This window comes from Saccharothrix coeruleofusca (assembly GCF_017876325.1).
In the GTDB taxonomy this organism is placed as follows: domain Bacteria; phylum Actinomycetota; class Actinomycetes; order Mycobacteriales; family Pseudonocardiaceae; genus Actinosynnema; species Actinosynnema coeruleofuscum.
Window position 1 is genome coordinate 7,541,785 of the sequence record NZ_JAGINV010000001.1, and the last position, 12,825, is coordinate 7,554,609.

Annotated in this window: 13 protein-coding genes and 1 riboswitch; of the genes, 7 read left to right on the forward strand and 6 right to left on the reverse strand. The window is 74.2% G+C overall.

The genetic code is table 11. The features are described 5' to 3' along the window. Positions 1 to 9 precede the first annotated feature (9 nt). A riboswitch (TPP riboswitch) is annotated at positions 10 to 126 on the forward strand. The 3 genes from JOF41_RS35165 to JOF41_RS35175 all read left to right on the forward strand — a co-directional run bounded on the left by JOF41_RS35165 (position 114) and on the right by JOF41_RS35175 (position 3,714). Beyond that, positions 114 to 1,151: a thiamine ABC transporter substrate-binding protein gene (locus tag JOF41_RS35165; protein WP_209623899.1), complete on the forward strand. Its 1,038-nt coding sequence runs from the start codon at positions 114 to 116 to the stop codon at positions 1,149 to 1,151. Its footprint overlaps the riboswitch before it by 13 nt. Continuing rightward, complete coding sequence (locus JOF41_RS35170; RefSeq protein ID WP_372448511.1) at positions 1,127 to 2,746, forward strand: ABC transporter permease; 1,620 nt, start codon at positions 1,127 to 1,129, stop codon at positions 2,744 to 2,746. The genes JOF41_RS35165 and JOF41_RS35170 overlap by 25 nt, the downstream gene beginning before the upstream one ends. After that, a complete protein-coding gene (locus tag JOF41_RS35175) occupies positions 2,743 to 3,714 on the forward strand; it encodes an ABC transporter ATP-binding protein (protein WP_372448540.1) in 972 nt (323 codons plus the stop codon). The genes JOF41_RS35170 and JOF41_RS35175 overlap by 4 nt, the downstream gene beginning before the upstream one ends. A gap of 399 nt (positions 3,715 to 4,113) precedes the next feature. Here JOF41_RS35175 and JOF41_RS35180 read toward each other — a convergent pair whose 3' ends face one another. Genes JOF41_RS35180 through JOF41_RS35195 form a run of 4 tightly spaced genes read right to left on the reverse strand, consistent with a single transcriptional unit; the run spans position 4,114 to position 7,608 of the window. Next, the gene (locus tag JOF41_RS35180) at positions 4,114 to 4,629 is read right to left on the reverse strand and encodes a GNAT family N-acetyltransferase (RefSeq protein ID WP_372448512.1); all 516 of its coding nucleotides are present in this window, start codon (positions 4,627 to 4,629) and stop codon (positions 4,114 to 4,116) included. Positions 4,630 to 4,631: 2 nt separating this feature from the next. Next, the gene (locus JOF41_RS35185) at positions 4,632 to 5,471 is read right to left on the reverse strand and encodes an ABC transporter permease (RefSeq protein ID WP_189224439.1); all 840 of its coding nucleotides are present in this window, start codon (positions 5,469 to 5,471) and stop codon (positions 4,632 to 4,634) included. Beyond that, positions 5,468 to 6,484: an ABC transporter ATP-binding protein gene (locus tag JOF41_RS35190; RefSeq protein WP_189224440.1), complete on the reverse strand. Its 1,017-nt coding sequence runs from the start codon at positions 6,482 to 6,484 to the stop codon at positions 5,468 to 5,470. Before JOF41_RS35190 ends, JOF41_RS35185 begins: the two co-directional genes overlap by 4 nt. Further along, the gene (locus JOF41_RS35195; protein ID WP_209623901.1) at positions 6,481 to 7,608 is read right to left on the reverse strand and encodes a LolA family protein; all 1,128 of its coding nucleotides are present in this window, start codon (positions 7,606 to 7,608) and stop codon (positions 6,481 to 6,483) included. The genes JOF41_RS35190 and JOF41_RS35195 overlap by 4 nt, the downstream gene beginning before the upstream one ends. A gap of 143 nt (positions 7,609 to 7,751) precedes the next feature. Between JOF41_RS35195 and JOF41_RS35200 the strand changes: the two genes are divergently transcribed. The 3 genes from JOF41_RS35200 to JOF41_RS35210 are packed head-to-tail and all read left to right on the forward strand — an operon-like array spanning position 7,752 to position 10,602. After that, a complete protein-coding gene (locus JOF41_RS35200; protein WP_189224442.1) occupies positions 7,752 to 8,471 on the forward strand; it encodes a response regulator transcription factor in 720 nt (239 codons plus the stop codon). After that, positions 8,468 to 9,736 carry an ATP-binding protein gene (locus tag JOF41_RS35205; protein WP_209623902.1) on the forward strand — a complete coding sequence of 423 codons (1,269 nt, stop codon included), beginning with the start codon at positions 8,468 to 8,470 and terminating at the stop codon, positions 9,734 to 9,736. The genes JOF41_RS35200 and JOF41_RS35205 overlap by 4 nt, the downstream gene beginning before the upstream one ends. Before the next feature lie 50 nt (positions 9,737 to 9,786). Beyond that, entirely contained in the window at positions 9,787 to 10,602 is an 816-nt protein-coding gene (locus tag JOF41_RS35210) for a (deoxy)nucleoside triphosphate pyrophosphohydrolase (RefSeq protein WP_209623903.1), read from the forward strand. 384 nt (positions 10,603 to 10,986) lie between these two features. Here the strand turns inward: JOF41_RS35210 and trpS are convergent, their stop codons facing one another. Next, a complete protein-coding gene (gene trpS / locus JOF41_RS35215) occupies positions 10,987 to 11,952 on the reverse strand; it encodes a tryptophan--tRNA ligase (protein ID WP_209623904.1) in 966 nt (321 codons plus the stop codon). Between the two features lie 191 nt (positions 11,953 to 12,143). On the opposite strand from trpS, the gene JOF41_RS35220 reads away from it, so the two are divergent. Then, positions 12,144 to 12,443: a YciI family protein gene (locus JOF41_RS35220; protein WP_189224446.1), complete on the forward strand. Its 300-nt coding sequence runs from the start codon at positions 12,144 to 12,146 to the stop codon at positions 12,441 to 12,443. 72 nt (positions 12,444 to 12,515) lie between these two features. Here JOF41_RS35220 and JOF41_RS35225 read toward each other — a convergent pair whose 3' ends face one another. Then, positions 12,516 to 12,725 carry a hypothetical protein gene (locus JOF41_RS35225; RefSeq protein ID WP_189224447.1) on the reverse strand — a complete coding sequence of 70 codons (210 nt, stop codon included), beginning with the start codon at positions 12,723 to 12,725 and terminating at the stop codon, positions 12,516 to 12,518. Positions 12,726 to 12,825 lie beyond the last annotated feature (100 nt).

Genomic DNA, 12,825 nt, shown 5'->3' on the forward strand with positions numbered 1-12,825 from the left:
CGTAAAATGCCCGATCACCACGGGAGTCCGGTGTCGCGCCGGGCTGAGAGGAGGGCACGCCAGCCCTCGACCGTCCGCACCTGATCCGGGTAATGCCGGTGTAGGGAGAGATGATGCTCCGACCACTGCTGACCGCTGCCTGCTCGCTGGCGCTGCTCACCGCCTGCTCGGTGACCGGCGGCGGCCCCGAGCCCGCCGCCGGGGAGCGCGTGGTGACGCTGGTGACCCACGACTCCTTCGCCGCCAAGCCGGAGACGCTGGAGGCGTTCAAGAACGAGACCGGCATCACCATCAAGACGCTGGCCGGCGGTGACGCCGGTGAGCTGACCAACAAGCTGGTGCTCACCAAGGGCAACCCGATCGGCGACGTGGCCTTCGGCGTGGACTCCACGTTCGCCTCGCGCGCGGTCGAGGGCGGCGTGTTCGCCGACTACGCCAGCCCCGAAGCGGACAAGGGCGCGCAGCGCTACCGGATCGACAGCGCGAACCTGCTGCACGCGGTCGACGTCGGCGACGTGTGCCTGAACATCGACGTGGCCGCGCTGGCGGCGGTGGGCGAGCCGCGCACCTACGCGGACCTGCTCGACCCCAAGTACAAGGACATGCTGGTGGTCGAGGACCCGGCCACCTCCTCGCCCGGACTGGCGTTCCTGCTGGGCACCGTCGCCGAGTTCGGCGAGTCCGGCTGGCAGGACTACTGGCGCGGGCTCAAGGCCAACGGCGTCAAGGTGGTCAGCGGCTGGGAGGAGGCCTACGGCCAGGACTTCTCCGGCTCCAGCGGCAAGGGGCCGCGGCCGATCGTGGTCTCCTACGCCTCCTCGCCCTCGGCCGAGATCGGCGAGGACGGCGTGCCGCGCACCAAGGCGCTGCTGGACACCTGCTACCGCCAGGTCGAGTACGCGGGCGTGCTCAACGGCACCAAGCACCCCGAGGACGCCCGGAAGGTGCTGGACTTCCTGCTCTCCGAGCGGTTCCAGGCCGACGTGCCCGAGCAGATGTACGTCTACCCCTCGCGCGAGGGCGTGGCGCTGCCCGAGGCGTGGGCCAAGGCCGCGCCGCTGCCCGGCACGTCGCGGACCCTGCCCGCCGAGCGGGTGGACGCGGGCCGCGAGCAGTGGGTGCAGCAGTGGCGCGCGCTGGTGCAGGGCTGACCGCGCGCGCTGGTGCGGGGCTGACCGGGAGGGCGCGCGTCGGCTGGTCGCTCGCGGCGCTGGTGCCGCTGGCGTTCCTGGGCGTGTTCTTCGCCTGGCCGGTGCTGGCGATCGTCGGGCTCGGCCTGGACGAGGGCGGCGTGCTGCCCGCGCTGGCCGACCCGGCCACCTGGGACCTGGTCGCGTTCACCCTCGGCCAGGCCGCCGCGGCCACCGCGCTGGCGCTGCTGGCCGGGATGCCGGTGGCGTTCCTGCTGGCCCGCTGCCGGGTGCCCGGTGCCGCGGTGGTGCGGGCGGCGGTGATGGTGCCGTTCGTGCTGCCGACGGTCGTGGTGGGGCTGGCGTTCCGGGCGCTGTGGCCCGACGGCGGCGTGCTGCCGATCGTGCTGGCCAACGCGTTCTTCAACGTCGCCGTGGTGGCGCGCACGGTCGGCGGGCTGTGGGCGCGGGTGGACCGGCGGGCCGAGGACGCGGCGCGGGCGCTGGGCGCGTCGCGGCTGCGGGCGTTCACGTCGGTGGTGCTGCCCGCGCTGGCGCCCGCCGTCGGCTCCGCCGCGTCGGTGGTGTTCCTGTTCTGCGCCACCAGCTTCGGCGTCGTGCTGGTGCTCGGCGGGGCCCGGCACCGGACCCTGGAGACGGAGATCTACCTGCGCACGGTCGAGCTGTTCGACCTGTCCGGCGCGGCGGCGCTGTCGCTGCTCCAGTTCGCCGCCGTGCTCGCCGCGCTGCTGCTGGGCGCGGTGGCGCGGCGCAGGCGCGAGTCCGGGCTGCGGTTGCGGGTGGAGCCGCCGCGCAGGCCGTCGGGCGGCGAGTGGGCCGTCGTGGCGGCGGCGTGGGCGGTGGTGCTGGCGCTGCTGACCCCCGTGGTGGGACTGCTGATCCGCTCGGTGTCCGCAGTGGACGGCTGGAGCCTGGCGGGCTACCGCGCGCTCGCGGGCACCGGGGAGCGCGGCACGCTCGCGGTGTCCGGGCTGGACGCGGCGGTGAACTCGGTGCGCGTGGCCACCGACGCCACGCTGCTGGCGCTGGCGGTGGGCGTGCTGTCGGCGGTGGTACTGGTGGGCCTGCGGCGGACGGGCTCGTGGTTCGCCGAGGCGCTGGACACCGCGCTGATGCTGCCGCTGGGGGTGTCCGCGGTCACCGTCGGCTTCGGCTACCTGATCACCGTGGACGCGCTGCGCACCTCACCGGTGCTGGTGCCGCTGGCCCAGGCCCTGGTGGTCACGCCGCTGGTGGTGCGAATCGTGCTGCCGGTGCTGCGCGCGGTGGACACCCGGCTGCGGCAGGCCGCCGCCGCGCTGGGCGCGAGCCCGTGGCGGGTGTGGCGGGAGGTGGACTTCCCGCTGGCCGCGCGGTCGCTGCTGGCCGCGGCCGGGTTCGGGTTCGTGGTGGCGCTGGGCGAGTTCGGCGCGACCAGCTTCCTGGCCCGACCGGACGCGCCCACGCTGCCGGTGGTGATCGCCCGGCTGATGTCGCGGCCGGGGGAGTTGAACAGCCAGATGGCCTACGCGGCGTGCGCGCTGCTGATGGTGGTGACGGCGGTGGCCGTGCTGCTGGTGGAGCGGCTGCGGGTGCCCAGCGGCGGGGAGTTCTGATGCTGGAGTTGACCGGGCTGGGCGTGCGCTACGGCGACGTGACCGCGGTGTCCGATGTGGACCTGACCATCGGCGACGGCGAGGTGGTGGCGCTGCTCGGGCCGTCCGGGTGCGGCAAGTCGACCCTGCTGCGCGCGGTCGCGGGCCTGGAGCGGCCCAGCGCCGGAGCGGTGTCGTGGGACGGCGCGGACCTGGCGGGCACCCCCGTGCACCGGCGCGGGTTCGGCCTGGTGTTCCAGGACGGGCAGCTGTTCCCGCACCGCGACGTGGCGGGCAACGTGGCGTTCGGGCTGCGGATGCTGCGGGTCGAGCGCGAGGAGCGCGCCAAGCGGGTGACGCGGCTGCTGGAGCTGGTGGGGCTGGCCGGGTACGAGCGGCGGCGCGTCACCGAGCTGTCCGGCGGCGAGCAGCAGCGGGTGGCGCTGGCGCGGGCACTGGCACCCGAGCCGAGGCTGCTGCTGCTGGACGAACCGCTGTCGGCGCTGGACCGGGCCCTGCGGGAGCAGCTCGCGCTGGACCTGGCGCGGCTGCTGCGGGAGACCGGCACGACCGCCCTGGTCGTCACGCACGACCACGACGAGGCGTTCACGCTGGCCGACCGGGTCGCGGTGATGAGGACCGGTCGGATTCGGCAGGTCGGGCCGCCGTCGCAGGTGTGGCGGGAGCCGGTGGACGTGGAAGTGGCGCGGTTCCTGGGGTGCGGCAAGGTGCTGCCACCGGAGGCGGCCCACGCGCTGGTGGGGGTGCGAGCGCGGGTCGGGTTGCGGGCCACGGCGCTGCGGGTGGCGGGCGACGGGCCGCTGGCGGGGGTGGTGGTGGAGCGCGTGCACCGACGGGACCACGTGCGGCTGCTGGTCGAGCTGGACGGGGAGCGGTACGAGGCGGTGGGGCCGGTGGGCGGCCGCTGGGAGCCGGGGGAGCGGGTGCGGCTGGCCGTGGACCCCGACGGCGTAGCCATCATCGGCTGACCCCACCCCCGCGAGTCGAACGCTCAGGTAGCGCGAGTCGAACGCTCAGGTGCCCTGAGTTCGTCGTTCGGGTTGGGTTATCCATCGAAGGGTGCGCTCGCCGCGCGGCAGGTCGCCAAGGACGGCGCTCGCGGGCCCCCCGCTTCGCGCGCGCAGCCTTGGTGCGTCGGCAAGTACTACCCGACGAGGGCGGGAAGGCCGGTACCTACTACCCGACGTGGGTGGGTCCGTGGTGCGTCGGCAAGTACTACCCGAGGTGCGGCGGAAGCGCGGCGCAGGGCGCGAAAGTGCGGGTCGGGTGCGCGAATGTTGAGTTCAGGGTGTCTGAGCGTTCGACTCGCGGGGGCGACACGCCCAACACGCCCATGATCGGGTGACGCGGGGAGCGGGCGTGATCGGTCACGTGGGGCGGTCCAGGGCGTACTCGACGTCGCCGTGCTCGGACCCCTCGATGGGCACGGGCCACTGCTCGTGGAACGTGCGGACGTGCTTCAGGCCGACCTTCTCCAGCACGCGCCGCGACCCGGTGTTGACGGTCATGGTGGTGGCCACGACCCGTGTCACGCCCAGCTCCTGGAAGCCCTTGCGGACCAGGGCGCGGGCGCCCTCGGTGGCGTAGCCGCGACCCCAGCAGTCCGGGCGCAGCCGGTAGCCCAGCTCGGCGACGCCGTCGCCCGCCGGGCTCAGCTCGAACCAGCCGACGAACGCGCCGGACGCCTTCTCGTGCGCGGCCCACCAGCCGGTGGGCCTGCCGAGCAGCTTGGGCAGCACCTCCCGCACCACCCGGTCCCGGTCCACCGGCCTGCCGTCCTCGATGAACCGCATGACAGCCGGTTCACCGAGGAGGGCCACCACGTCGTCCAGGTCGGACTCCGCGAACTCGCGCAGCACCAGGCGCTCGGTCTCCAGGAACAACGTCAGTTGTCCTTGGTGGCCATGCGCATCGCCGCCAGGGACAGGCCGATCAGGACGTAGCAACCCGCCAGCGCCGTGCTGCGCCACAGCTGGTCGGTGGGCAGCGGGTCGCGCATCACGTCCGCCAGGCTGTTCCACGACGACGTGATCAGGTACGGGTGCAGCCAGTCCAGCGCCTCGAACACGCCCAGCACGTTGAACAGGATCACCCCGCCCAGCGTGGTGGCCATGACCACCAGCGGGTGCTCGGTCGTGGTGGAGATCGCCAGCGCCACCGCGGCCACCCCCCACACCTGGACGGTCACCAGCAGCACGGTCAGCGCGATGCGGCCCACCGCTTCGACGAACGGCAGGGTCGTGCCCGACAGGGTCAGCATCCCCTGACCGCCGAACAGGATCGCGCCGGTGACCGCGCCGACCAGCGCCATCAGGGCGGTCGCGATCAGCGTCATCGCGGCCACGCCGAACGCCTTGATCGCCAGCAGCCGGACGCGCCCGACCGGGGCCAGCAGCAGTCCGCGCAGCGTGCCGTGCTGGGCCTCGCCCGCGATGCCGTCCGCCGCCCAGATCGCCCCGATCAGGGGCAGCAGCAGCGGCAGCGACAGGAACAGCGTGAACACCGGCAGCACCAGGCCGTTGCCCGCGATGATCGCCGCCAGCCCCGGTCCCAGCGGGCCGTCGCCGTCCATCGCCACCCACATGCCGACCCCGGCGACGATCGGGACCAGGCACAGCGACAGCAGGCCGAAGAACGTGCGCGGCCTGCGGATGATCCAGCGCAGCTCCGAGCGCAGCTGCCTGCCGAGGGGAGCGCGGACTGCGGTGGTGGTCGCGGTGGTCATCGCGTCCCCTCCTCGATCGTGTCGACGGCCGACAGGTGGTGGTCGGCGTCCTCGGCCTCGGTCAGCCTGGCGAACAGCTCCTCCAGGCCGGTGCGGGCCCGTCGCGCCTCGTGCACCGGGACACCGGCCTCGACCAGCGTCCGCAGCACCTCGGGGGCGTCGGTGCCGATCAGCTCCACGCGCACGCCGTCGTCGTTGGGCCGCGCCGAGATCCGGCCCGCCCGCAGCGCGTTGAGCGCCTCGTCCACCTGCGGCGTGCTGACCAGCAGCGCGCTGTTGTCGGCCCGCAGCAGCTCGGCCAGCTCGCCCTGCGCGACCACGGTGCCGCGGTGCAGCACCGCCACGTGCGTGCAGGTCGCCTCGATCTCGCTGAGCAGGTGCGAGGACACCAGCACCGTGCTGCCCGCCCCGTGCAGGTCGGCGATCACCTTGCGCACCTCGCGGGTGCCCGCCGGGTCCAGGCCGTTGGTCGGCTCGTCCAGCACGATCAGCTTGCGCGGCACCAGCAGCGCCGCGGCCAGGCCCAGCCGCTGCTTCATGCCCAGCGAGTAGCCGCGGTAGCGCCGGTGCGCGGCCCCGGCCAGGCCCACCCGCTCCAGCGCGTCCTCCACGGCCCGCTTGATCGCCCCGCCCGCCAGCAGCGGCTCGAACGCCGCCGCGCGCAGCAGGTTCTCCCGACCGGACAGGAACGGGTGGAAACCCGGACCCTCGACCAGCGCGCCGACGTGCGGGAGCGCCGTGGCGGCGCCGTCGGGCAGCGCCTCCCCCAGCAGCTCGACCTCCCCCTCGGTCGGCCGCACCAGCCCGAGCAGCATCCGGATGGTGGTGGTCTTGCCCGACCCGTTGGGGCCCAGCATCCCCAGGACCGCGCCCTCGGGCACGTCCAGGTCCACCCGGTCCACCGCCACCGTTCTCCCGTACACCTTGCGCAGTCCCCGCGTCCGGGCGGCGAGGACGGGCGTGGAGCCGGCGGCGGTGGCCGCCGACTCCCGCGCGCTGGTCGAGGCGGTCACTTCACCTGGCCGATCGCCTCGACCAGCACCTGCTCGGGCACCGCGCCCAGGGCCACCCGGCCGTCGTCGGCGATCAGCGCGCCGCCGACCCGGCTGGTGATCAGCGTGCCGGAGCCCCAGTCACCGCTGACCGGCTTGCCCAGCTGCTTGATCAGCTCCTGGATGTCGCCCTGCGGGACGTCGCCCTCGGCGCGCCGCGGCCCGCGGTCGGTCTGCGGTCGCTGACCCGACTGCTCGAACTGGGTCAGCAGCTCGGGCGTGGCCTTGGCCACCAGCACGGTGTCCCACCCGGTGCCCACGACCTGCTGCGAGATCTGGCCCAGCGCCTCCTCGGCCTTGGCCTTGTCCTGCTCGGTCGGCTCGGCGGCGGTCTCCTCCTTCACCTCGGCGCCCGCGGGCGGGGTGAAGCTGAACAGGCCCGCGTCCTGCGGCCCGACGTTCAGCTCGGAGAACCCGATCTGCGCGGCGGGCGCGGCGGTGCCGTTGGTCAGCAGGGCCACCCGCAGCGGCATCCGCAGCTCCGCGTCGACCGCCACGCGCACCTCGCGCAGCACCGTGCGCTCGGCGGGCTTGGGCGTCAGGACCAGCTCGTACACCGGCCGGTTGGCGACCCGCGCGGTGCCGTCCACGGTGATCTCGCTGAACTCCTGCAGCGCCGAGACCACCTCGCGGGACAGCGCGACCGGGTCGCTGGACTTGCCCGCCTCGTCCACCCGCCGCCTGTCCTCGGCGTCGTGCGGCAGCTTGGTGACGGTCTGGTCCTCCGAGTTCCACGACCACACCTGCGCACCGTCGTCGACGACGGTGCGCTCGGCGCTGCCCGCGGGCAGCTGCATCCGGAAGCGGCCCTCGCCGTCGGTCCACATCCGCACCTTGCTGTCGCCGTCGGACAGCTGCGGCATCCCCGGCAGCGCCGGGATGCCCAGGTCGTTGGCGACCTCGACGGTGCCGCCGAACGCGGCGGGCTTGGCGGTGACCACCGACTCGACCAGCGACTCCGCGCTGACCGCGGGCAGGTCGGGGGCGGGCCCCGCACCGGCGGGCATCGCGAGCACCCCGAGGCCCGCGGCACCGGCGACAACGCCGGCCGCCGCGACACCCACGGTGACCCTTCTCCGGTTCATGTTCCCTCCTCCACAGCGTCGACCGGCCTCGTGCCCGTCGACAACGCAGACCCTCCCCCCGGCCCCCTGAGATGGAGCTGAGAGTCTGAGAGAGCGCTGAGGAACCGCTGCCGATTGTCCCCCCGAACGGTCATGCTGTGCGGGTGAGACCACGGGTGCTGGTTGTCGACGACGAGGTGGGGGTGCGCCGCGCGCTGGAGCGCGGGCTGTCGGCGGAGGGCATGGAGGTGGTCACCGCGGCGGACGGCCCCAGCGCGCTGCGGGTGGCGCTGACCGGCGCGTTCGACGTGGTCCTGCTGGACATCATGCTGCCCGGCCTGTCCGGCTACCGGGTGCTGCAGCGGATGCGCGCGGAGGGCGTGCGCACCCCGGTGCTGATGGTCTCGGCCAAGGACGGCGAGGTGGACCAGGCCGACGGGCTGGACCTGGGCGCCGACGGCTACCTGGTCAAGCCGTTCTCGTTCGTGGTGCTGGTGGCGCAGGTGCGGGCGCTGCTGCGGCGCAACGCCGCGGAGCTGGTCCGGCGCAGGCTCAAGCTGGGTGAGCTGGTGGTGGACCGGGCGGTGCGCGAGGTCAGCTGGGCGGGCGAGCCGGTGCCGCTGTCGCCGCGCGAGTACGCGGTGCTGGACGTGCTGGCGGGCCGGGCGGGCTCGGTGGTCACCAAGGACGAGCTGCTGCGCGCGGTGTGGGGCGACGAGCAGGCCGCCACCCGCAACGCCGTCGAGGTCTACGTCGGCTACCTGCGCCGGAAGCTGGACGCGGTGGGCGCGGGCGAGGTGGTGCGCACCGTGCGCGGTCACGGCTACCTGGCGTCCACCCCGGACCTGGACGTCGTGCTGGGGGCGGCGGGCAGGCGTCGGTGAACCCGCGCCGGTGGTGGCTGCGGCGCACCCTGCGGTTCCGGATCACGGTGGTGGCCACCGGCGTGGCCCTGCTGTGCCTGCTGGCGTTCACCCTGCTGGCGCCGCGGCTGATCGGCGCGGTGCAGGTGCGGGCGGTGGACGCGGAGCTGGAGCGGGTCGGCGCGGAGCGGGTGCTCGACACCGCGGGCAACCCGCTCGACGGCGGTCCTCGGCTGGACCTGACGCCGGGGGAGGTGCGCGAGCTCAAGGCCGGGCAGCGGGTGCTGCGGCTGGACGGCGGCAGCGCGCACCGCTGGGTCGGGCGGGTGGTGTTCACCGCCGACGGCACGCCGAGGCTGCACGTCGTAGGCGACACCCTGGTCGGCTACCAGCACGCGAACCGGCTGGGCACCCGGTGGTTGCTGCTGGCCGCCGTGCTGGTGGCCTGCCTGGTCGGGATCGCCACGTGGTTGTCGGTGCGCTCGTCGCTGCGCCCGGTGGAGCGGCTGCGCCTGGCCGCCGGGGCGCTGCCCAGGGGCGAGCGGCTGCCGGTGCCCGAGGCGCGGGACGAGCTGCAAGCGCTGGCGGTGGCGTTGAACGGCCTGCTGTCCCGGCGCGACGAGGCCACCGAGCGGTTGCGCCGGTTCACCGGGGACGCCGCGCACGAGCTGCGGTCACCGGTCACGTCGGTGCGCGCGCAGGCAGAGGTGGCGGTGGCCCACCCCGACCCGGACTTCTCCATCGAGGTGCTGGAATCGGTGGTGGAGGAGTCCGAGCGGCTGTCCGCGCTGGTGGACGCGCTGCTGCTGCTGGCGCGCGCGGACACCGGCGAGCTGCCCAGGGCCGAACCGGTGGACCTGGCGCTGCAGGCGCAGGCGGCGGTGGACCGGCTGGGGGACACGGACCTGCTCGTGCAGGTCGCCGCGCCGATGAGCGCGTGCATGGTGTCCGCGACCAAGTCCGAGGTCGAGCTGGTGGTGGACAACCTGCTGCGCAACGCGGCCAGGCACGCGCGCTCGTTCATCCGGGTCTCGGTGCTGCCCGCGGCGCGCGAAGTGCGGCTGGTGGTGGACGACGACGGGCGGGGCGTGCCGGAGGAGCACCGGGAGAAGGTGTTCGACCGCTTCTACCGGGTCGAGTCGGACCGGGGCCGGGCCACCGGCGGCTTCGGCCTGGGGCTGGCGCTGGTGGCCCACCTGGTCCGAGGGCGCAGGGGCAGCGTCCGGGTCACCGAGTCCCCCGAAGGTGGCGCCCGCTTCGAGGTCCGCTGGCCCTCCTACCGCTGACCCCACCCGCGAACCGGGCGTCCGGGCGGCACGCCGCTAGATTGCCGCCCGTGCCCGATCTTCGAGCGACCACCCTGGTAGACGCCCCTCCGCGCACCGTGGCGGCCGCGCTGCTGGACACCGCCCTGCTGGCGGGTTCGGTGCGCGGCCTGGGCGTCCGGTTGGCGGGCGGCCCCCTGTTGCACGAGGGCGCGGAGCTGACCGGTTCGGTGGGCCCGGTGACCGTCACGCTCGTGGTGACCAGGGCGGACACCACCGGCGTCGCCGCCGAGCTGGTCAACGGCCCGCTGCCCCGGCTCGCGCTGGCCACGGACCTGCGGCCCACCCGCGGCGGCACCGTGGTGATCGACTCGGTCGCGTGGACCAGCCCCGGCGGCCCGCTGGGCGGGCTGGCCGACGTCGTGGTGGGGCGCGGGTTGGCGTTGAAGGTGCTGCGGGCCAGGGCCGACGCGGTGGCCCGCCGGTCGGCGCAGCTGCTGACCGCCCGCGTCGTGGTGGGGGCGGCGGTGGTCCGCGACGGCCTGCTGCTGGCCCAGCAGCGCGACTACCCGGCCGACGCGGCGGGCCGGTGGGAGCTGCCCGGCGGGCGCGTGGAGCCGGGGGAGGACGACCGCGCGGCGGTGGTCCGGGAGTGCGCCGAAGAGCTGGGCGTGGCCGTCACGCCAGGCGAGCAGCTCGGCCCGGACGTGCCGCTGCGCGCCGACCTGCTGCTGCGGGTCTACGCCGCGGAGCTGGCCGGGGGCGAGCCGGAGGCCAAGGAGCACCGCGCGGTCCGCTGGGTGCCCCCGGCCGAGGTCGACACCCTCGACTGGCTGCCCGCCGACCGCGTCCTGCTCCCCGCCCTGCGCACCCTGCTCACCCCCTGACCCGCCCCGCGTCCCCGCGAGTCGAACGCCCAGAACCCCCGAGTTCAACGCTCAGGACGCCCACGCCAGCCCCCGGTGTCACCCGACCATGGGCATGTCGGGCGTGTCACTCCCGCGAGTCGCGCGCCCAGACACCACGAACCGAGCGTTCACGCACCCCGACCCGCACTTCCGCGCCTTGGGCCGCGCTTCCACGCCCCTCGGGTAGTAGTTACCGGCCCTCACACGCCCCTCGGGTAGTACTTGCCCACGCACCGGCGCGCGCGGAGCGCGTAGCGGCGCGACCCGCCATCCTTGGCGACCTGCCGCGCGGCGAGCGCACGCCCTTGACCCACCCGAACGTAGAACTCAGGGGCCCTGAGCGTTCGACTCACGGGGGTGGGGTCAGCCGAGGCCGGAGAGGCGGAGGGCGGCGTCGAGGCGGTGCCGGGATCGCTCACGCGCCCGCTCGGCCCCGTGCGCCCGGACGCGGTCCAGCTCGGCCGGGTCGTCCAGCAGCGCCGTGGTGCGCTCCCGCACACCCGCCAGCTCCTGGACCACCGCCTCGGCGGTGGCCTCCTTCAACTCGGCGTAGGAGTCGAACGCCGGGGCCAGCTCGGCGGGTTCCTTGCCTGCGCACGCGGCCAGGATCTCCAGCAGGTTCGCCACGCCGGGTTGCTCGTCGGGGGCGTACCGCACCACGCCGAGGTCGTCGGTGACCGCGCGCTTGATCTTGCGCCGCACCAGGTCCGGAGGGTCGAGCACGAACACCGTCCCGGCCGCGTCCTGGGCGCTCTTGGCCATCTTCCGCGTCGGGTCGGCCAGGTCGCGCACCCGCGCCGCGGTGGGCGGCACGACCGCGCGCGGCACCGCGAACACCTCGCCGTAGGTGCCGTTGAACCGCCGGGCCAGCGCCCTGGCCAGCTCCACGTGCTGGGCCTGGTCGTCGCCGACGGGCACCTCGTGCGCGCCCTGGAGCAGGATGTCGGCGGCCATCAGCACGGGGTAGGTGAGCAGGCTCAGCCGCACCGAGGACCGCCCGACGGACTTCTCCCGGAACTGGATCATGCGGGCGGCTTCGCCGTAGGTGCAGGTGCACTCCAGCACCCAGGTCAGCGCGCCCAGCTCGCGCACCAGGTCGGACTGCACCCCCACGCTGCGCGGCGGCACCCCGGCGGCGATGAGCACGGCGAGCTGCTCCCTGGTCAGCGCGCGCAGCCGGGCCGGGTTGTGCGAGCTGGTCATGGCGTGCAGGTCGCTGATGAAGTACACGTCGTCGCCGGTGCCCTCGGCGGCCCACCGCCGGATGGCGCCGAGGTAGTTGCCCAGCTGGACGTGGCCGGACGGGGTGATCGCGGACAGCCTGGTCATCGTCTTCCCTTCGGGTGCGCCCGCCCGGACCCGCCCCCGAAAGCACGAAGGCCGCCCCTGGCGGGCGGCCTGCGGTGGTGTGCGCGCAGAACTAGGGCCGCCGGGAGGCGGACCACCAGAACGTGTAAAGAACGCGCATAACCGTGATGCTAGCGCGGTTTCGCCGCGCCCGGCAGGTCTACATTTCTTGCATGTACATAGTGCTGGTGCGGTACACCAAACCCCTGGACCAAGTCGACTGCTACCTGCCCGATCACGTGCGCTGGCTGAACCGGCACTACGAGGAGGGCCACTTCCTCGCCTCCGGCCGCCAGGTGCCCTGCGACGGCTGCGTGATCATCGCCCGGCCGATGCCGCGTCGGAGGCTGGACGCCCTGCTGGCGACCGATCCGTTCGCGGTCAAGCACCTGGCCCGGCACGAGGTGGTGGAGTTCCTGGCCTCTCGCACGGCGCCGGAGCTGGCGAGGGTCAACGAGGCCGTGCTCACCTGATCCGTGCTCACCTGATCCGCGAGCCACCCGCAACCGCCACCACCCGGTTCCGGAAACACCGGGCGGGCGCTGTCAAGCGGCCTTCTTCCCAGCCTTCCCGGCCTTCTTCTCCGCCCTCTCCACCTTCTCCGCCTTCTTCCCGGACTTCTCCTCGGCCCTCTTCTCGGCCTTCGCCGCTTTCCGCCGGGCCTTCTCCTTGGCTTCGATCAAAGCCACCACCGGGCACTTCCCGCAGCGCGGCGTGGAACGGCAGCACTTCCGCTTGACCTTCGACTTGCCCACGTCGGCACCCCGCTCCTCCGGCTGTCCCCAGACTAGGTGAGGCTGACCTCACCCGACGCGCCCGTGTGGTAATGCGCCGGGACCGGTAAGCTCGACAGAG

Excerpts from the sequence above, each read along its gene's own strand:
- JOF41_RS35165 (WP_209623899.1), top strand. The coding sequence starts at position 114 with ATGCTCCGACCACTGCTGACCGCTGCCTGCTCGCTGGCGCTGCTCACC.
- JOF41_RS35185 (WP_189224439.1), bottom strand. The coding sequence starts at position 5,471 with ATGACCACCGCGACCACCACCGCAGTCCGCGCTCCCCTCGGCAGGCAG.
- JOF41_RS35195 (WP_209623901.1), bottom strand. The coding sequence starts at position 7,608 with ATGAACCGGAGAAGGGTCACCGTGGGTGTCGCGGCGGCCGGCGTTGTC.
- trpS (WP_209623904.1), bottom strand. The coding sequence starts at position 11,952 with ATGACCAGGCTGTCCGCGATCACCCCGTCCGGCCACGTCCAGCTGGGC.
- JOF41_RS35220 (WP_189224446.1), top strand. The coding sequence starts at position 12,144 with ATGTACATAGTGCTGGTGCGGTACACCAAACCCCTGGACCAAGTCGAC.